This is a genomic window from Streptomyces peucetius, assembly GCF_025854275.1.
Taxonomy (GTDB): Bacteria; Actinomycetota; Actinomycetes; order Streptomycetales; family Streptomycetaceae; genus Streptomyces; species Streptomyces peucetius_A.
The window spans coordinates 6,448,819-6,467,345 of record NZ_CP107567.1 but is presented as its reverse complement, the minus strand read 5'-3'; the positions used below and the strand labels follow the sequence as shown (position 1 = coordinate 6,467,345).

Sequence of the window (18,527 nt, the reverse complement as noted above, 5' to 3'; positions counted from 1 at the left end):
CCGTGCGGGCCACTCTGCGCTGGGCGCACGCCGACTTCCGCGCACACCGGGGCGAGGCCCTCTTCGTCGTCCTCGCCAGCGCCGGGGTCATCGCCTCGCTGCTGCTCGCGGGCGCGTTGTTCAGCTACGCCGCCAACCCGTGGCAGCGGATCTTCAACCAGTCCCAGGGCGCGCACATCTGGCTCCAGACCCGGGCCGGCGCCGACACGGCGGCCCTGGCCGGGCTCGACGGCGTCGCCGGGCTCTCCGGCCCCTTCCGGACCGCCGCCACCACCGTCGAATCGCAGGGCGCGCGGGCGGCGGTGGCGCTGCGCGCCGCGGAGACCCGGCCGCCGGAGGTGGCACGGCCGCTCCTGACCGCCGGGAGCTGGCTCGCGCCGCCCGACGGCGGCGGCGCGGCGGGCACCGTCGTACTGGAGAGCTCGGTCGCCCGGGCGCTGTGGGCCGAGCCCGGCGACACGGTACGGGTCACCGGACAGGACGGCACGCCGCGCACCCTGCGTGTGACCGGCGTCGCCGAGGCGGCGGAGCCCACCTACCGGCCGGGCGGCGGGCCGGGCACCGGCTGGGTGCTGCCGGACACGCTCGACGCCGTCGCGCCCGGCGACACCGGGCGGAGCGTGGGGCTGCGGCTGGACGACGCCGGCGACACCGACTTCATGGTCCAGCGGGCGGTGACCCTGCTCGGCGCCGACCGGGTCGACCAGGTCACCAAGTGGCAGCAGGCGCGTGCCGAGGCCGGCGGCGACGACCGACTGCTCGGCCAGCTGTTCGCCGTCTTCGGGCTCGGTGCGCTGCTGGCGGCCGCGCTCGCCGCGTCCGGGGCGATCGGCGCCCGGGTACGCGGCCAGCTGCGGGACATCGCCGTGCTCAAGGCCGTGGGTTTCACCCCGGGACAGGTCGTACGGGGCTTCCTCGTGCAGCATCTGGCGTTCGCCCTGCTCGGCGTCGCTCTCGGGACGGCGGCGATCGCCCTCCTCGGGGCGCGGATACCGGGCCGGATCGGCGACGCGGCCGCCCTCTGGCAGGACCTGCCCGGATACGCGGCGCTCATGATCGGCGTGCCGTGCGGCGCGGTCCTGCTGATCGCGGCCGCGACCGGGCTCGCCGCCTGGCGCGCCGGGCGGGTCCCGCCCGTTCCCGTCGCCCGCGCCGCACAGCCGTCGGCCGCGCCGATGACCCCGCTCGGGCGGCGGGCGCTCGGTATGCGCGTACCGCCGGCGCTGGTACTCGGCTGGCGCTCGGCCTTCCCGCGCCGGGGCCGCACGGCCGTCGCCGTCGGGCGCCTCGCGCTGCCGCTGGTCCTGATCACGGTCGCGCTGGTGGCCTGGTCCACGCTGGACCAGTTCCGCAGCAGGCCCGCCGAGATGGGGCTGCCCGCGGCACTGACCGTACGGGCGCAGCAGCCCGGCGGGCCCACGGAGGAGGAGCTGCGGCGGACCCTGGCCGGGGTCCCGGAGGTGGCCGCCGTCCATCCCGGCGCCGAGATGGCCGCCCTCGTCCCCGGACAGACCGGCACCATCACACTGCGCGGGCTGGGCACCGCGGCGGACCCGTATCCGTCGGCGGTGGCGGAGGGCCGGGCCGCCCGCGGCGCCGACGAGGCGGTCGCCGGCCAGGGGCTGCTCGATCTGCTGGGCGTACGGGTCGGGGACTGGGTGCGGATGACGGTCGAGGGGCGGCCGCAGATCCTGCACATCGTGGGCCGCAGCGTCGAACCCGAGTCCGGCGGACGGATCGTCTCCACGACCCTCGACGCCCTGAGGGACCGTGACCCGCGGCTGCGGCCCGACTTCCACGCCCTGGTCCTGGCCGAGGGCTCGGACCCGCGGGCGGTACGGACCGCGCTCGACGAGGCGGCGGGCGGCACGCTGGAGATCCGTGAGACACCCAACCCCGCGGACCGGCTGGAACCGGCGCGCGGAGTGATCGCGGCCCTGATCGCCGTACTGGCCCTGATCGGGCTGACCGAGCTGCTGACGCTGATCGGCACCGGGGTGCGCGACCGGGGCCGGGACCTGCTCGCGCTGAAGGCGATCGGGCTGACGCCCCGCCAGATCGGCTCGGTCATCGTGATCGGCGCCGGGCTGACGGCGCTGGTGGCTGCCGTGGCGGGGACGGCGCTCGGCGCGCTCTCCGGGATGTGGCTGGTGGACGTCCAGGGCAGCTCGAGCGGAATGGGAGCGGGGATCGCCCATCTGCCGCCGTGGCCCGTGCTGGTGGGCGTCGTGGCCGGCGCCGTGGTGGGGGCGGTGGCTGCGGCCTCGCTGCCGGCGACGCGGACGGCGCGGCGGCGGCTGGCGGATTCGCTGAGCGAGACGCTCTGAACACGCGTCCGGGGGCGTGCGGGGGGCCGCACGCCCCCGGATGCGTGGGGGAAGGGATGCGACTCAGCTGCCGTCGAAGCCGCCCTGGTCCTGGCCCTGGCCCTGGTCTTCGTTCCGGCCGCCGCCGTCGCCCGCGCCGATCTGCGCACCGACCGACGCCAGTGCCGTGGTCACCGGCTGGAAGAACGTCTCGCCGCCCGACGTGCAGTCGCCGCTGCCGCCCGAGGTCAGACCGATCGCGCTGCCGTCACGGGTGAACAGGGCACCGCCGCTGTCGCCCGGCTCCGCGCACACATCGGTCTGGATCAGGCCCGTGACGGTGCCTTCCGGATAGTTCACGGTGGCGTTCAGACCGGTGACCCGGCCGCTGTTCAGACCGGTGGTGCTGCCCATGCGGAACACCTCCTGGCCGACCGCCGCGTTGTCGGCGCCCACGATGTCCAGGGTCTGGCCGTTGCCGAGGTCGACCGTGCCGGGTGCCTCGGTGGCGGGGTCGTCGTACGTGACGAGCGCGAAGTCGCCCTCGCCGGGGAAGGTCGCCGCCCGGACCGTACCGATCGGGGCGCCGTTCGGCTCCTCGGACCACTGGTCGTCGGCGACGCCGCAGTGTCCGGCGGTGAGGAAGCCGGGCTGCCCGTCGCCGGTGGTGACGTTGAAGCCGAGGGAACAGCGCGAGCCGCCGCCGAAGATGGCGTCGCCGCCCTCCAGGAAGGGCCGGAACTCGCCCGCCGTCTTCTGAACTCGTGCCATGCCGGCGCCCAGCGACGTGACGGCGGACGCCAGCCGACTCCAGTTGTCGCCGTCGACCGTGCGGTCCGCGGTGACCGTCAGCCGGTTGGTCCTCGGGTCGACGGCCCAGGCCGTGCCCGGGACGGTGGCTTCACGGGCCAGCGTGTCCGCCGCGGACTTCAGCTCGCGCATGCTGTTCTCGACGGGCCGCGCGACGGCGCCGGCCTCGTTGACCTGAACCACCGCACTGTTGCTGTCGCCGCTGACGTTGACGATGACCTGCTGCTTCTGTGCGTCGTAGTACGCACCCGCATACGCGTCACCGAGTTCGGGGCCGAGCTGCGAGACCAGGTCCTGGGCCGCAGCGGCGCTCAGCGTTCTCGCTTCGGCCGTCGGCTCGGAACCGGAGCCGGACTGCGATGCGTTGGCGTGGGGCAGCAGCACGGCTGCCGCGGCGATGCCCACCGCCCCCGCTCCTGCAAGCACGGCCTTTCGCCTGGGTATTCGCCTGTGACTCAACTCGCCGCCTCCTGCGGGGATACGGAATCCGGTTGCCGACGACAGACCGGGGGACGCGTCCGACCGTTGATACGGAAGAGGCGGGCAGTTGTACTCATCGCGACGGCGGGATTTCCTGCCTGACGCGATGTCAGCGGGCTTGCGCGGGACGGTTCATTCGGGCAGCCGGGCGCCGCACCGGCTGCAGTACCGCGCCCCGGCGTCCGCCGCCGGGTGGTCGCAGTCCGGGCAGACGCGGCCGAGCATGCAGGCGGGTTCACCGCCCTGGGCGGTCTCCCGGACGGGGGACGCGCTGCCGATGGTCATGCCGGGGCGGCGGCGGTGTGCCGTGACGTGGGCGAGGCCGCCCGGTCCGGCGGACACGGCGCGTTCGATGCCGTGCGGCAGCCAGGCCACGCAGCCCGGCTCCAGAGGCTGACGCTCTCCCCCGACCGTCAGTTCGCCGCTGCCGTCGAGCACGCAGATCAGGACGTCGAGGTCCGGTTCGACGTGCGCGGCACCCCGGGTGCCGGGCAGGAGCCGGACGAGGTTGGCGTCCAGCTGCCGGACCACCGGATCCAGTCGCCAGAGGGCACCGCCACGGTCCTCCGGAGCCGCGGTCAGATCCGCCCTGCTCGCCAGCACTCCGGCCCTCGGGGACTCTGCCATGCCGTTCCTCCAGAGCACGCGGATCACAGAACCGACCGCATCATTGCACAGGGCAATCCACTGGCCTGAGCCGTGGCGACGGACCCGTGCCGAAAACACAACCCTGACGCAGGAACGTTCCAACTCTTTTCCGGCCAGATGATCACATATTTTCCATGAGTGACCAGATATGCGCGTAATTTGATCGCTTTGGCAGTTCTGGCTGCGGCACTTGCCGGCTGCGACGCCTCCGGCCACCGTCCCGGCACCGCTCCCCGGCCCTCTCCGGCGGAAGCCGCGCCCTCCCCCGCCGCTCCGGCGGCGCCCACCATGGCTCCCGGGCCGGGCGGTCTGGCACCGGTGTTCACGCGCGCCGCCGGTGACGGCAGCACCGGGGCGAAGACCGTCGCCCTCACCTTCGACGCGGACATGACCGCCGACCAGGGCCCGCGGGCCGCGGGCGGCGAACGGTTCGACAACCCGGCGCTGATCGACGCCCTGCGCACGCTGAAGGTCCCCTCGACCGTCTTCATGACGGGTCGCTGGGCCGAGGAGTACCCGGCCCAGGCGAAGGCCATCGGCACCGATCCCCTCTTCGAGGTCGCGAACCACTCCTACAGCCACTACGCCTTCAGCTCACCCTGCTACGGCCTCCCCCAGATCGCCGCCGAGGACATGCTCGCCGACGTACGGCGGGCGTTCGCGGCGATCGAGAAGGCCGGGGCACGCAACGTGGTGCCGTACTTCCGCTTCCCCGGCGGCTGCTACGACGACGCCGCCCTGCGGGCCGTTGCCCAGGCCGAGGTCACCGCCGTCCAGTGGGACGTCGTCAGCGGTGACGCGTTCGCCACGGACGCGGACGCCGTGGCGGAGCAGGTACTCGACGGGGTCAGGCCCGGGTCGCTGGCCGTCCTGCACTGCACTCGCAGCGCCGCGCCCGTCACCGAGGAGGCGGTCCGCCGGATCGTCCCGGAGCTGCGCCGGCGCGGCTACCGGTTCGTCAAGGTGTCCGACCTGATGCGGCAGTCCGCCGCCGCCGGGGCCGAGGGCGTGTCCGGCGGACCGGGGCCGGACAGCTCCTGAACGACGGCGGCCACCCTCCCGTGCGCGCGGTCCGGGGTCGTGGGCCTTCGCACCGGCGCCGACCGCGTACCGCCGCGCCACCACCGCCGACCGCGTAGCGCCCGCCCGCCACCAGCTCAACCGTCGACTGCCGGAGGCCGATCCCGTGCACATGCTGCTGCCAGTACTCTTCGCGCTCTGCGCGGCGCTCAGCAACGCGTTCGCCACAGTGCTGCAGCGCAAGGCGGCTCTCGTCGTCCCGAGCTCGGAGGGCTTCCGAGCCGGTCTCGTGCTCGATCTGTTGCGGCAGCCCGTCTGGCTCGCCGGCATCCTCGCCGTCGTCGTCGCGGGCGTCTGCCAGGCGGTGGCCCTCGGGACCGGGCCGCTGACGATCGTGCAGCCGCTCTTCGTCCTCGAACTGCCGCTCGCCCTGATCCTGGCGACGCTCCTGCTGCACGGCAGCCTGCCGCGCGCCGGCTGGGTTGCTGTGGCCGGTGTCGTCGTGGGTCTCGGCATCGCCCTCGCCGCCGCCGCGCCGTCGGGCGACCGCACAGACGTACCGGCGGACCGCTGGATCGTCGCACTCCCCGTGTGCGCAGCGGTGGTCCTCGCGCTCGCCGCCGCGGCCCTGCGCCGCCCGGAGGGCCGGGCCCGCGCGGCCTGCCTCGGCTCGGCCACCGCGATCAGTTACGCGCTCACCGCGGCCCTGATGAAGGAGGCGGTGCACATCCTCGACGACCACGGCCTCGGGGCGTTCCTCACGACCTGGCAGACCTACGCCTTCGCGGCGAGCGGCGGGGCGGCGCTCTTCCTGCTGGTGCACGCGATGCAGGCCGGCCCGCTGGTCGCCTCCCAGCCCGCGCTCACCCTCGGGGACGCGGCCGTGAGCCTGGCCCTCGGACTCCTCCTCTTCGAAGAGGACATCCGCACCGGCTGGTGGCTGCTGCCCCAGGCGGCCGGGGTGGCGCTGGTGGTGGCCGGTGTCCTCGCTCTGGCCAGAGTGCCGCTCGCCCAGTCCCTGGTCGCCCCGGAGGAGGCGGGGACCACGGCGCCCTAAGCCATTTCCCCGCCGGACGTGCGCGCCCCGCGCAGCGCCTGACGAACCGACCAGACCACGGCCACCAGCGGCACCGCGACGACCGCGCCCACCACACCCGCGGCGACCGCCCCGCCCACCACCGACAGCGCAACGACCACGGGATGCAGCCGGACGGCCCAGCTCATCACGACCGGATGCAGCAGATGCCCCTCGATCTGCCCGATGACGACGATGAGGGCGACGACCACGCCCGCGATCAACGGCCCCTCGGCCGCGAGCGCGACCACCGCGGCCACGGCCAGGGCGATGGGCGAACCGACGAGCGGGATGAACGCGGCGAAGAACTCCAGCAGGGCCAGCGGCAGCGCCAGGGGAACCCCGAGGGCGAAGAGGGCGACCCCCACCAGGATCGCGTTGGTGCCGGCCACCAGCAGAATGCCGCGGGTGTACCCGGTGAACGTACGCCAGGCGGCCCGGCCGGCGACCGTCGCGTGCCCCCGGGCGACGGGTGGCAACTGGCCGCAGAACCATCCCCACTGACGGTCGCCGGAGTGGATGAAGAACACCGAGCAGAACAGCGCCAGGGCGAACACGGTCAGCACCTCGACCAGCCGTCCGGCGCCGCTCAGCGCCTCGCTGATGACAGTGGACCGGTGGCTGGACAGCAGCTGGCCGATGCGGGACTGGACATCGGTCAGGGCTTCCGGATCGACACGGAACGGGGGCCGCTCCAGCCAGTTCTCGATCCTCTCGATCCCCGTGCGGAACTCCCGTACCAGGGTGGTCCGCTCGCCCGCAACCGCCTCACCGACCAGGGCGAACGTCCCCAGCACGAGCAGGATGCCGCCCAGCAGCGAGGCGGCGACGGCGAGCGGACGCGGCAGGAGGCGTGCGGCCAGGTCGGCCACCGGCCGGAGCACCGCGGTGACGACGAGGCCCAGGAACACGGCCACTGCGATCTCGTGGAACCGTCCGAGCAGCGCGAAGACGCCGTAGACGGCGGCAGCCACCACGAGGATCCGCCAGGCGTACGCGGCGGCCGTCCGCAGTGCGTCCGGCACCCGTGGTTTCTCAGCGGCGGACGGCGCACCCGAAGGGCGCTCCTGCGGGCCGTACGACCTGGGTGCCATGCAGATCCGCGTACCACCGGGCACCCCGCGCATCACGCGTCCGGTGCGGCGTTCGCCCGAAGGCACGCGCGAACCGGCCGACCGGGCGGTCAGGTGCGGGCGGCCGACCCGGCGGTCAGGCGGTCACGGCAGTCAGGCGCTCACGCGGTCAGCCGGAGCAGGCGGTCCGTTCCGCCTCCCGCCATTCGCAGACCGGACACAGCGGCGCGCCCTTGACCGACGCCGGGTACTCGGTCGGCTCGCGGCACAGGACGCACTCCGCGAAGGGACCGCCGGCCGCGCCCTGGGCCGGCTCCGCGGTCCGGCTCTCGAGGGTCTCGCGGTACGGCTCGTGCTCGTCCATACATCCGACTCTAGCTCGCGGGTCTGCCGCCGTCCGCGCCGCGCAGAGGTGCCAGTACGCACGTGAGACCGGCCGCCGCCGCGGCGATCAGCGCCGCCGAGAGCAGGGGCAGCAGCGGCCACGTCACGGTCCCCGTCCGCGAGCCGGTGACCAGGCCCGTCACCGCGTACCTGGCGGGCGAACCGCCGGTGACCAGGGCGAGCAGCACGAGCAGTGCGCTCGCCGCCGTCGGCCAGCCGCGCGAGTGCAGCACCGGCCGTGTGCACAGGACACCGACCGCCGTCCCCAGCAGCACGTACACCGCTCCCGCGAGAAGCCCCGCGGCCACCGCGGCCGTTCGCGGGACCGCCACCCGGTGGTGGCGCTCCACGGATCGCCGATCAGCGCGACGACGGTGAGCACGGTGCTGCCGTCCTCGGCCGTGAACTGTTCGGGGCTGCCCGGCAGTCCGCCGGGCACCGGTGCGCCGGGCGGGCCGACCGCCACGATCCGGGCCGAGTGCCCCGGCTGCCGCCCGCCGGGCGGGAGACGGTCCGCCCGCTGCTCCTCCAGCCGGCCGTCCCGTACGGAGAGGACGGTGTCGGCCACCCCGGCCGGCCGGCGCGGGTCGTGATCGACGTACACGACGGTCGCCCCTGCCGCGACCCGTTCCACGACCGCCAGGTCGAGCTGGTCGCGTGCCGTGGTGTCCAGGCCGGTCCAGGCCTCGTCGAGCAGCAGCAGCTCCGTTCCGGCGAGCAGCGCCTGGGCGACGGCGACCTTCTGACTGGTGCCCCTGGAGAGTTCGCCGAGCGGTGTACGGGCGTGCGCCGCGGCCCCGAAGCGTTCGAGCCATTCGGCGGCACCGGCGGCCGCCTCGCGCCTGCCCGGCCCGTGGACGCGGCCGAGACGCGTCAGATAGCCGGCCGCGGTGAACGGCAGGGCGGCGGGGAAGCGCTCGGGGACGTAGGCCGTACGCGGCCGGCCGGTGATCCGGCCCTCGGTCGGCGCGTCGATACCGGCGAGCAGCCGCAGCAGCGTCGACTTGCCGCTGCCGTTGCTGCCCCGACCCGGACCGGGGCGCCCGCGCGCAGGTCGAGGTCGACCCCCCGCAGCACCCATGGGCCGCCGGGGCCGTAGCGACGGCCCACCGGCCGGAGCCTCAGTTCTGTGACGCCTTCTGCGGGGTGAGCTCGCTGGGCCGGACGATCACGAAGCCCTCGCCCTCCAGCTTGAGCTGCACCGCCTCGCCGGAGCCGCCGCGGATCATCGAGCCGACGGACTGGGAACGGTGCAGCGACGTGTGCAGCTGGGCACTCCAGCCGACCACCGCGTCGGTGTCGACGAACACCGGCTGCTGGTGGGTGACGGGGATGACGATGGGGCTGCCCTCGCAGATGACGGCGAGCTTGCCGTACCCGGTGAAGACGCTGTTGAACAGACCGCCGCCGGCCATGCCGGCGCCCTTGACCGTCTTGATCTCGTAGGACAGCGTCGGGTCGAAGCACAGGACGTTGCGGCCGTTTATGGTCAGCGCGTCGCCCTGCTCGATGTCGACGATGAAGCAGTTGGCCGCCTCGTGCGCGAACCACGCCTCGCCCTGGCCGCGTACGGCCATCAGCGGCAGGCCCTCACCGGTGACGGCGCGCTTGAGCATGCCGCCGATCCCCTGGCCCTTGCGTTCGAACTGGAGATTGCCCCGGAAGGCGATCATCGAGCCCTGCCGCGCGTGCATCTCACCGTTGACCGCGTACTTGACCGACTTGGCGTTCTGCAGCGTCATGCCGGGCACCGTGGCCTGCTGCGCCATGTTCTCTGTGGAGAAAAGATCGCTCTTCATGACATGCATCGTGTCCCGGAGGCGCCCGTTCCGCCAACATCCGTGCGTACGGAAGCTGGCAGACTGACGGGTGTGAGCAGCGAAGACACACGTGAAATCCGGCCCGACAGCCCCTTCAGGCACGAGAACTCGTCCCGCGACGCGGCGCCGCAGTTCGTCCTGCCGCTGGTGGTGCGCCTGGAGAGGACCGCGCCCCCGGCCCGTACGGACGCCCTGGAGACCGCGGCGCGGGCCGTGCTCGCGATGCTCGCCGACGAGCGCTCCAGCGGTGAGGGCGAGTGGGCGCGGGCCGTGCGGGACTGGCAGGACGCCCGTATCCGCAAGGTCGTACGGCGGGCGCGGGGCACGGAGTGGCGCAAGGCCGGCACGCTGCCGGGCGTCACGGTGACCGGTACCGGCGCCGGCACGGAGGGCAGGACGGCGGCGGAGGTGCGGGTCTTCCCGCCCGTACCGCTCGACGGCTGGCCCAGGGAACTGGCCAAGCTCCAGGTGTCCGGCACCGAACTGGACGACCCGCGGCCGCCCGCCGCGCCCGACCCGGCCGGTCCCGTGCTGTGGCTGAACCCGGAGCTGAAGATGTCCGCGGGCAAGGCCATGGCGCAGGCCGGCCACGGCGCCCAACTCGCCTGGTGGGAACTGTCGGACGCCGACCGCGACGCATGGCGCGAATCGGGCTTCGCGCTTTCCGTGCGCACCGCGGAACCGGCAGACTGGCGCGCTCTGACGACGAGCGGACTGCCGGTCGTGCGCGACGCCGGGTTCACGGAGATCGCGCCCGGCAAAACTGTCGCAGTCGAAGGAGGGCAGCGCTTCTGTCCTCTCCCGCGCGAACGACGGCCGTAGACGGGCTTCTTCTGCCGCGCGCGCTCGCTCCGGCGACCGGTGGGCACCGGACCGTCGTGAAGTTTGGCCGAAACCATCCGGCGATCCACCCGCGCCTGGACGCGCCCGGCCCAAGAGCGTCACAGGCTCGCGCTAGTGTGCGAGCGTGAGTCTTCATGTCGTCGTAGGTTTCGGTCCTGCCGGGGCAGCCACTGCCCGGCAGCTGGTCGAAAAGGGCCATTCGGTACGAGTCGTCACCAAGTCGGGTCGCAGCCCAGAACCCGGCATCGAGCACGTCGCGTTGGATGCGACGGACAGCAAGAGACTGATCGAGTCCGCACAAGGCGCGGCCTCGATCCACTGCTGTGCCGCACCGCCCTACCATCGATGGGCGAGTGACTGGCCGCCGCTCGCCACGTCGGTCTGCGAGACCGCCGAAGCGACCGGGGCCGTCCTGGTCATGCTGAGCAACCTCTACGGCTACGGTCCGGTGGACGGCCCCATGACCGAGCAGCTGCCGCTCGCGGCGACCGGCTCCAAGGGGCGGGTGCGCGCCGCCGTTTGGGAGCAGGCGCGGAAACTGCATGAGCAGGGTCGCATCAGGGCGGTGGAGGTGCGGGCCTCGGACTTCTTCGGGCCCGGCGTCACCGACGGCGGGCATCTGGCCGCGCGGGTCGTGCCACGCCTGCTGCGCGGCAAGCCGGTCTCCACGCTCGGGGACCCTGACGCCCCGCACAGCTGGACCTATCTCCCCGATGTGGCCGGGGCCCTGGTCGAGGTCGCCGTCGAGGAGCGGGCCTGGGGACGGGCCTGGCATGTACCGACGGCGCCCGCGCTGTCCGTCCGGGAGATGGTCGACCGCCTTGCCGCTCGGTCGGGAACACAGCCGGTCGCGGTGCGAAGGCTGCCGTCGGCCGTGCTCGGCGCCGCGTCACTCTTCTCTCCGTTGCTCCGTGAGCTGAAGGAACTCCGCTATCAGTTCGACCGTCCTTTCATCATCGACTCCAGTGCTTACGAGGCCGCGTTCGCCGTACGGGCCACCCCGGTCGACGAGCAGGTCGGGGCGACCGTGGACTGGTGGCGTGAGCGACTGGCCGGCACGGGGTGACACCGGCTGCGGATGACAGGTGACAACTCTGACAGGGACGGATTCCATGGCGGATTCAGCGGGAGCGCGGCGTGATGACGTCGCGATCGTGGGAATGGCCTGCCGCTTTCCCGGCGCGCGGAATGTGAGCCAGTACTGGCGGCTCCTGGAGGCGCCGAAGGCGCAGTTCGCCACCGTTCCGGACTCGCGGTGGCGCAGCGGCGCCTTCCTCAGCGACAACTTCCGTGACACGTCCGCGGCTTATACGGACACCATGGCGCTGCTGCCGGACGTGGGTCACTTCGACGCGTCGCACTACGGCATCCCGCCACGGCGGGCCCGGTCGATGGACCCGCAACACCGCCTTCTCGTCGACCTCGCCCGCGAGGCGATCCAGGACGCGGGGTGGGAGGCCGAGGGCTTCGACCGCGAGGAGACCTCGGTGATCACGTCGCTCACCGAGAGCGGCTACCGCGAGATCAGCACAGTGCAGATCCGGATGCGTCAGCTGGCCGGCGGGGAGTTCGGGGCACGGATGGCCGACCCTCGGTGGGCCCGGACGGTTCGTGCGGTCGACGGACTGCATGGCACATCCGTGTCCGGGCTCCTGCTCAACATGGGTCCGAACATGATCAGTTCGGTGTTCGATCTGCACGGCGAGAGCTATGCGCTGGACTCGGCATGCTCCGGTGGACTCATGGCCGTGGCCAACGCCGTGCACGCCGTGCGCGCGGGACGATGCCGTATCGCACTCGCGGGCGGCGCCCAACTCATCCTGACCCCGGACCTGTTGGTGGGACTGTGCCGGGTCGGCGCCATCTCGCGCAGCGGCAGGTGCCTGCCGTTCGGCGCGGAGGCCGACGGCTTCGTCCTGGGAGAGGGCGCCGGGGTCCTGGTCCTGCGCCCCCTGGCCGACGCGCTGGCGGCAGGCGACCGGGTCTATGCGGTGATCCGGGGCGTGGGAACGGCCAACGACGGGACCGTGCACGGTGGCATGAATCCTCAGCCGTCCGGTCAGCTCCGGGCGTTGCGCCGGGCCTACCGGGATGCCGGCCTCGCCCCGGATGCGACGGGGTATCTGGAGGCCCATGGCACCGGGACCGCGGTCGGCGATCCCGTCGAGGTCGGTGTGCTGCGTGAGCTGCGTGGCGAGCACGGCGCACCCGCCTTCTTCGGCGCGGTCAAGGCGGTGGTCGGCCACTCCCTCAACGCCGCAGGGATGGCGGGACTGATCAAGACCGTCCTGGCGGTGCACCGGGGAGTGATACCGCCGCAGCCGGAGTTCGATCTGGCCGACAGCTCCGGTCTCGACAGCGCGCACCTGACCGTCCCGACCAAGGCGGTCCCGTGGCCGGAGTCCGGACAGCCGCGCCGGGCGGGAGTGAGCGCGTTCGGCTTCGGCGGCACGGGTGTCCATCTGGTGGTGGAGGAATGCACCACGGCACCGGGCATCCCCGCGCCGGACGCGGGGCCGCACCTCCTGGTCCTCAGCGCCCGTGACCGGGCCGGCCTCGCCCGCTACGCCGGGGAGCTGGCGCGCACCATGGCCGCCGATCAGCTGCCGACGGCCCAGGTGGCGGCCACCCTGGCGCACCGGGCTCCCTTCGCCGAACGCCTTGCGCTGGTGGCGGAGGACACCGCTGACGCGGTCGCCAGGCTGACCGCGGCGGCCGAGAGCCTGGCCGCGGGCCGTACGGGAGAGCTCGGGCCGGGGCAGGTGGCCGGCACGGTGTCCCCGGGGGAACCCTCGGAGGTCGCTGTACCCGCACCGGACGCGCTGTCCGTCGAGGCGCGCACCGCCGCGTTGACCGAGCTCGCGTGGCGCGCGGTCACCGGCCCGGGGCTGCGTCCGGTGACGGAGCGAATACCCCCGTGCACCCTGCCGCCGAGTCCGCTCGCCCCCCGCCACCACTGGGCGGTGGACGAGTCGGCTCGCGAGAGCGGGGACACCTCCCACACTCCTGACGCGGTGGGAGAGGACGAGCCCGCTCCGGTCGAGTCGCCCGCGGCGGCGCCCGCGGCCGTCCCCGCGGCGGCACGAGACGGTGCCGCATCCGCCGTATCCATCGTGCTCGAAGAGGTGTCGCGGGCCGGAGTCTTCCCCCTCTCCGACCTGAGCGAGCGGATGTCGCTGGTCACCGATCTCGGCTTCGACTCCCTGATGCTGCAGGAGCTGGAGGTCAACATCGGCAAGCGGATACCGGGCTTCCGCACCGAGGAGATGTTCTCGCCGGGCCTCACCATCGAGCGGCTGATCGCGCTGGCCACCCCCTGGCTCACGGAGGCACCGATCCCCGGTGAACCCCTGCCGCAGGAGACACCGGCCGCTTGGGGCCCCGACGCCGCATGCGTCGATGACTTCCCGGAGGTGCGGCAGTTCGAGGAGCGCTTGAGCGCGATCACCGGCAGTGGTGCGGACTTCCCGTACTTCCGGGTCCACGAGGGCAACATCCGCGCCACGACGGTGATCGGCGGCCGGTCGTACGTCTCCTTCGGCAGCTACAACTACCTGGGGCTCTCCGGCCATCCGGCGGTCAACGAGGCCGTGCACCGGGCAGTGGACCGGTACGGGACCTCGGTCTCCGCGAGCCGTGTGCTCTCCGGTGAACGGGACCTGACGGTAGGACTCGAGCGGACTCTCGCCGACTTCCTCGGCGTCGAGGACTGCCTGACGCTGGTGAGCGGCCATGCCACGAACGTCACCGCGATAGGGCATCTGGTCGGCGCGGGGGACCTCGTCGTCCACGATGCGCTCGCCCACGACAGCATCCTGCAGGGCTGCGCTCTGTCCGGCGCGGCGCGGCGCCCGTTCGCCCACAACGACCTCGGCCACCTGGAGCACCTGCTGCGGATCAACCGGTCCCGGTTCAGGCGGGTGCTGATCGCCGTCGAGGGTGCCTACAGCATGGACGGCGATCTCGTCGACCTGCCCGGCCTGATCGAACTGAAGAAACGCTACGGCGCCTTGCTGATGGTCGACGAGGCGCACAGCATCGGCACCGTGGGCGAAAGCGGCCGCGGCGTCGGCGAGTTCCACGGCGTCGTCCGGTCCGACGTGGATCTCTGGATGGGCACCCTCTCCAAGGCATTCGCCGGCTGCGGCGGCTACCTCGGCGGCTCGGCCCGGATGGTGCGGTGGCTGCGTCACACACTGCCGGGCTTCGTCTACAGCGTCGGCCTGACCCCGGCCAACGCGGCCGCGGCGCTGGCCGCCGCCGAGCTGATCGCCGCGGAACCGCACCGGGTGCGTGCTCTGCGGCGCAACGCGGAGCTCTTCCTCGGCCTTGCCGCCTCGGCCGGTCTGCCGACGGGATCCAGTGCCCACACACCGATCGTTCCGTGCCTTCTCGGCAGCTCGACGAAGACCTTGCGTGTCGCGGACCGGCTTTTCGACCGGGGCGTCATCGCAGATCCGATCTTCCATCCCGCCGTGGAGGAGGGCCTCGCGCGGCTGCGGTTCTTCGTCACCAGCGAACACGGCGAGGACGACATCCGCAGGACCGTGTCGATCCTGGCCGAGGAGGTGGCATCCGCCACGGAGTAATTGACTCACGTCAGATCAGGGTGCGTTCGATCCGGCTGAGCATGGCGTTCTTTCCGGAGTCCGCGCGGCCCGCCGCTTCCTCGGCAGGGGGAGCGTCGCCGGGCTGTCGCCCGGTGCCGCCCACTCGTTGGGAGAGCAGATAGGCGATGATCTCCGCCTCCTGTTCCTGAACGTCGTCGTAGGTCGCGCGCAGGAGCATGTCGCGTACGAGGTCGGGGTCGAGGTTGGGGAAGAGGAGCCGGGCGGTCGCCTCGTCCAGCAGGCCCGCGCCCCGATGACAGCAGATGATGTGGCCCAGCTCATGCAAGATGATGTGCTCCTGATGCGCGCTGGTCGTGTTGGCGTCGTAGAAGACGAGGTCCTCGTCGCGTGCGGCGACCCACATCCCGCACGGATGCGACGCGGGCATCTGCATCGGGACCAACGTGATCGGGCGGTCGCGGATCTCTCCGAGATGGCGGCACAGCTCGGCCACATCGGCCACCTCCGGCAGCTCGAGTTCGGCGAGTCGCTGCGCGCCGGTCCTGCGGAGCCTCTTGAGCTGACTGTGGCGGTCCTGTTCGGCCGACCGTTCCTTCCTCGTACCTCTCACTCCGCCTCCGACGGGGGGTCGGCGACGGGCGGAAGACCCTGCATGTGCCGGTACTGATCCATGATGGCCGTGATGGCCTGGAGGTTCTCCTTCTTCATCCCGGCCGCGCGCATGGCCACGGAACGGACCCCGGCCTGCCGCAGTGCCTCGATGGCGGCGACCTCGCCGAGCACCGACTGGGCGACCTCTTCGTCGAAGAAGTAGGCAACCGACACACCGAAGAAGCGGGCCAGGGCAGCCAGTAGGTCGGGGGAAGGGTTGGAGCGCTTGCCCGTCCGCAACTGCGACAGATACACACCACCGACCTTGAGTTCGGGGTGTGCCCGCTTCAGCTCCTCCGCCACCTCGGCATTGGTCCAGTGCCGGCCCTTCGGGCGAACCGTCTTGAAGAGGTCGTCCAGACGCACCGCAAGCAGCGGCCGGTCCTCGGTCTCGGACATGGTGAATCTCCCTCCCGTCACCTCCTCGGCATAGCCCTCGGCTATTTCCAAGTTTCGCAGATTAGCGAGCAGTTGACAATTGACCGAGAGTCCGCCAACGTTGGGAACCGCCGATAGCTGTCAGCTAACTTGGCTTACGGGGGTGGTCAAGTTGGCGGCCGGCCGGTCGGCGATGTCGGTCCGGCTCTCGGGAACGTGGTGGGCCAGGCCGGCCGGGGTGGAGGCGCGCCCGCCCCGGCCGAGGAGAAACGGGGAACGGGGGAACGGGGGAAATCGGGGGAACAAGCCCGCCCGGTCCGACGGGGGATGCGGACCGGGCGGGAGCTCTCAACTCGCGTCGCCGAGCTTACTGTAGGCGACCGAGACTTGGGTGAGCCAGGCTACTTCCGCGGTGAAGTTGTCCGTATCGCGGTCTTCGAAGTCGCCGGCGTCCGCGTTGTCGTCGGGCACGGTGCCGGTTCGCTTGGCGTGCAGCGCCTGTCTGATCTGCGCTGCTTCGGTGAACGCCTGACGGGCCTCCTCGCTCGCACTCGAGCCCGGTCGGGCAGCACCGTTGGTGGTGCTGCGGTCGATATAGGGGCGCAGGTCCCGCCATCCGTCACGTATTTCGACGACCCGCCGGTGCAGGCGGTAGTCGAGGTCGGAGACCGAAGTCCCGGGCGGCTCCAGGACGATGTCCGGGGAGGCCTCGTACAGGTCCCGCCAGAGCGGGTACAGCGCCCGGTACGACCGGTAACTACGCGCCCATGCCAGGAGCTTGGCCGCCGAAGGGCCCCACGAGGGCAGGGTCAGGCTGAGAGAGAGAACGACGATGCCCACCGCACTGAAGACGGAAGCGGCGACCCGCCAGACTCCGATGTCGATCCCTGCCGCACCGGTGAGGATGTTGACCGCCCTGGCCGTGCAGTAGAGGAAGAGGATCACCGCGGCGACGGACAGCAGCCGCAGGGCCTGGCGCAGCGAGGCGTTGTCGGTCATACGGGCGTAGGGGCCGCACTGGCGGAAGATGGTGACGCACGGAACCGCCTGGGACACGACGAAGAACAGCAGGTAGGTGAGGACCAGCGGCCGGTCCGTGCCGTCGAAGTCCGAAGCCGGCCGGCCGGGACCGTCGGCGAGAAGGAACAGAGCCGCAAGGAGTACGTTCAGGGCGATGCCGGTGATCACCCAGTAGCGGGTCCTGCGTATCGCCACCTCGTCGGCGGTGGCCCAGCGCAGCAGGATGATTTGCGCGCTGACGCAGAAGGCGACCGCCGACAGGTGCATCAGCAGGATGGCGAGGTTGCCGACGCCCAGGAAGCTGTCGCCTCCCATGGCCACCGCCCCCATCGTGAACGTGAGGCACTGGAACACCAGCGTGACGACCAGTGCGCGGTAGGCGCTGTCCCGCCAGCTGCGCCGGACTTGGGACAGCCGGTAGCCGAGCGCGGCGTACGAGGAGAGCGCCGAGATGACGAACAGGAGGGTTCTAGTGGTGTTCACAGCCTGATTCCCTGCAGGAGCCGCGCACGCGTAAGACGGTTCAGCGAAAGGCAGTTCAACGGTGGATGGATCAGTCGGAGGTCTCGCCCGGGGGAACCACGAGTCCGACGCTCTCGGCCGCCACGGCGATGGCGTAGTCGAAGAACGCGGTCTCGTCCCTGACGCTGTCGTGCGTACGGCTGAAGACCTGGAAGACCAGGAGCCCGATCAGATTGCTCCACAGCACGATGCCGCGCTCGATGATGTCCGAGAATGGTGCCTCGGGCAGGCCGCCGAAGAGCTCCACGGCCTCGGGCCGCAGCAACGGAGGTCCGGGCACCGCCCGCCGCGGTGGCGTGAGTTCCCCGGCCTCCAGACCCGAACGCACAATGCCGGCAAGGACCGCGGGGGTGCGCGAGGCGGGCGGGACCGTGTCCTGCGGGGCGTGGTAATCCGGAATGGGCGAGCCGTAGATGAGTGCGAACTCGGCGGGGTTGTCGAAGGACCACTGCCGCAGGGCGCGAGTAGCCGCGAGGAGCCGTGCGCCCGCCGATGCCCGGGCGTCCGAGGCGGCCTGATCGGCCGCCTCCATCGCGGCACCGGACTCGTTGTAGGCGTCGATGACCAGCGCGGTCAGCAGGTCGTCCCGATGAGGGAAGACGGCTTCCACATCGGTGACGGCAAGACCGCTGCTCCGGGCAACGGCGTCCAGGGACAGTCCCCCGGCCCCCAGTTTCGCGAGCAGTTGCCGCGCCGCGGCCTTGGTGGCCGACCGCGCCCCGGTGTTCTCATCGGTGTCGCTTGCTCCGGAAGTAACCATGACCAGACCGTACCTGCCGACGCACAACGACCGTGAGGCAGGCGCCCGAGAGCCTCGGCCCTGCGCTGTGATCCGGACACTCGACCGTACGACCGTGGAAACGGTGCCCTCCGGTCGACGGAACGGTCGCCATCCGGCTGCGGTTGACGGTCCACCGGCGGGTAGG

At 72.1% G+C, this 18,527-nt stretch carries 16 protein-coding genes and 1 pseudogene; 6 read left to right on the top strand and 11 right to left on the bottom strand.

Annotation, left to right across the window (positions count from 1 at the left end; genetic code table 11):
* Positions 1-2: 2 nt before the first annotated feature.
* Positions 3-2,327, top strand: a complete 2,325-nt coding sequence (locus OGH68_RS29285) for an ABC transporter permease (RefSeq protein WP_264248091.1) — start codon at positions 3-5, stop codon at positions 2,325-2,327.
* 63 nt (positions 2,328-2,390) lie between these two features.
* On the opposite strand, the gene OGH68_RS29280 is transcribed toward OGH68_RS29285, so the two are convergent.
* Together OGH68_RS29280 and OGH68_RS29275 are read right to left on the bottom strand one after the other, a co-directional pair.
* On the bottom strand, positions 2,391-3,575 hold the full coding sequence (locus OGH68_RS29280; RefSeq protein ID WP_264248090.1) for a S1 family peptidase: 1,185 nt from the start codon (positions 3,573-3,575) through the stop codon (positions 2,391-2,393).
* A 153-nt stretch (positions 3,576-3,728) separates the two neighbouring features.
* Positions 3,729-4,223, bottom strand: coding sequence for a cupin domain-containing protein (locus OGH68_RS29275; protein WP_264248089.1), 495 nt, complete (start codon positions 4,221-4,223; stop codon positions 3,729-3,731).
* A gap of 180 nt (positions 4,224-4,403) precedes the next feature.
* On the opposite strand from OGH68_RS29275, the gene OGH68_RS29270 reads away from it, so the two are divergent.
* Positions 4,404-5,285, top strand: a complete 882-nt coding sequence (locus OGH68_RS29270) for a polysaccharide deacetylase family protein (RefSeq protein ID WP_413471046.1) — start codon at positions 4,404-4,406, stop codon at positions 5,283-5,285.
* A gap of 145 nt (positions 5,286-5,430) precedes the next feature.
* A complete protein-coding gene (locus tag OGH68_RS29265; RefSeq protein WP_264248088.1) occupies positions 5,431-6,321 on the top strand; it encodes a DMT family transporter in 891 nt (296 codons plus the stop codon).
* Here the strand turns inward: OGH68_RS29265 and OGH68_RS29260 are convergent.
* From OGH68_RS29260 to OGH68_RS29240, 5 genes and pseudogenes are all read right to left on the bottom strand, one after another.
* Positions 6,318-7,433: an AI-2E family transporter gene (locus OGH68_RS29260; RefSeq protein WP_264248087.1), complete on the bottom strand. Its 1,116-nt coding sequence runs from the start codon at positions 7,431-7,433 to the stop codon at positions 6,318-6,320. The genes OGH68_RS29265 and OGH68_RS29260 overlap by 4 nt on opposite strands.
* Positions 7,434-7,581: 148 nt before the next feature.
* Positions 7,582-7,776, bottom strand: coding sequence for a hypothetical protein (locus OGH68_RS29255; protein WP_264248086.1), 195 nt, complete (start codon positions 7,774-7,776; stop codon positions 7,582-7,584).
* Positions 7,777-7,786: 10 nt separating this feature from the next.
* The gene (locus OGH68_RS29250; protein ID WP_264248085.1) at positions 7,787-7,984 is read right to left on the bottom strand and encodes a hypothetical protein; all 198 of its coding nucleotides are present in this window, start codon (positions 7,982-7,984) and stop codon (positions 7,787-7,789) included.
* A pseudogene (locus tag OGH68_RS29245) lies at positions 7,936-8,921 on the bottom strand (ATP-binding cassette domain-containing protein). The gene OGH68_RS29250 and the pseudogene OGH68_RS29245 overlap by 49 nt, the downstream one beginning before the upstream one ends.
* Positions 8,918-9,595 (bottom strand): AIM24 family protein, encoded by a 678-nt coding sequence (locus OGH68_RS29240; RefSeq protein WP_264248083.1) that lies wholly within the window; start codon positions 9,593-9,595, stop codon positions 8,918-8,920. Before OGH68_RS29240 ends, OGH68_RS29245 begins: the two are co-directional and overlap by 4 nt.
* Before the next feature lie 72 nt (positions 9,596-9,667).
* Between OGH68_RS29240 and OGH68_RS29235 the strand changes: the two genes are divergently transcribed.
* The 3 genes from OGH68_RS29235 to OGH68_RS29225 all read left to right on the top strand — a co-directional run bounded on the left by OGH68_RS29235 (position 9,668) and on the right by OGH68_RS29225 (position 15,048).
* Positions 9,668-10,438, top strand: a complete 771-nt coding sequence (locus tag OGH68_RS29235) for a peptidyl-tRNA hydrolase (RefSeq protein WP_264248082.1) — start codon at positions 9,668-9,670, stop codon at positions 10,436-10,438.
* A gap of 145 nt (positions 10,439-10,583) precedes the next feature.
* Positions 10,584-11,525 (top strand): NAD-dependent epimerase/dehydratase family protein, encoded by a 942-nt coding sequence (locus tag OGH68_RS29230; RefSeq protein ID WP_264248080.1) that lies wholly within the window; start codon positions 10,584-10,586, stop codon positions 11,523-11,525.
* A gap of 46 nt (positions 11,526-11,571) precedes the next feature.
* The gene (locus OGH68_RS29225; protein ID WP_264248079.1) at positions 11,572-15,048 is read left to right on the top strand and encodes an aminotransferase class I/II-fold pyridoxal phosphate-dependent enzyme; all 3,477 of its coding nucleotides are present in this window, start codon (positions 11,572-11,574) and stop codon (positions 15,046-15,048) included.
* A 10-nt stretch (positions 15,049-15,058) separates the two neighbouring features.
* On the opposite strand, the gene OGH68_RS29220 is transcribed toward OGH68_RS29225, so the two are convergent.
* The 4 genes from OGH68_RS29220 to OGH68_RS29205 all read right to left on the bottom strand — a co-directional run bounded on the left by OGH68_RS29220 (position 15,059) and on the right by OGH68_RS29205 (position 18,361).
* Complete coding sequence (locus tag OGH68_RS29220; RefSeq protein ID WP_264248078.1) at positions 15,059-15,640, bottom strand: toxin; 582 nt, start codon at positions 15,638-15,640, stop codon at positions 15,059-15,061.
* Positions 15,637-16,080, bottom strand: coding sequence for a helix-turn-helix domain-containing protein (locus OGH68_RS29215; protein ID WP_264248077.1), 444 nt, complete (start codon positions 16,078-16,080; stop codon positions 15,637-15,639). Before OGH68_RS29215 ends, OGH68_RS29220 begins: the two co-directional genes overlap by 4 nt.
* Positions 16,081-16,407: 327 nt before the next feature.
* Complete coding sequence (locus OGH68_RS29210; RefSeq protein ID WP_264248075.1) at positions 16,408-17,562, bottom strand: MAB_1171c family putative transporter; 1,155 nt, start codon at positions 17,560-17,562, stop codon at positions 16,408-16,410.
* Between the two features lie 70 nt (positions 17,563-17,632).
* Complete coding sequence (locus tag OGH68_RS29205) at positions 17,633-18,361, bottom strand: TetR/AcrR family transcriptional regulator (RefSeq protein ID WP_264248072.1); 729 nt, start codon at positions 18,359-18,361, stop codon at positions 17,633-17,635.
* Positions 18,362-18,527 lie beyond the last annotated feature (166 nt).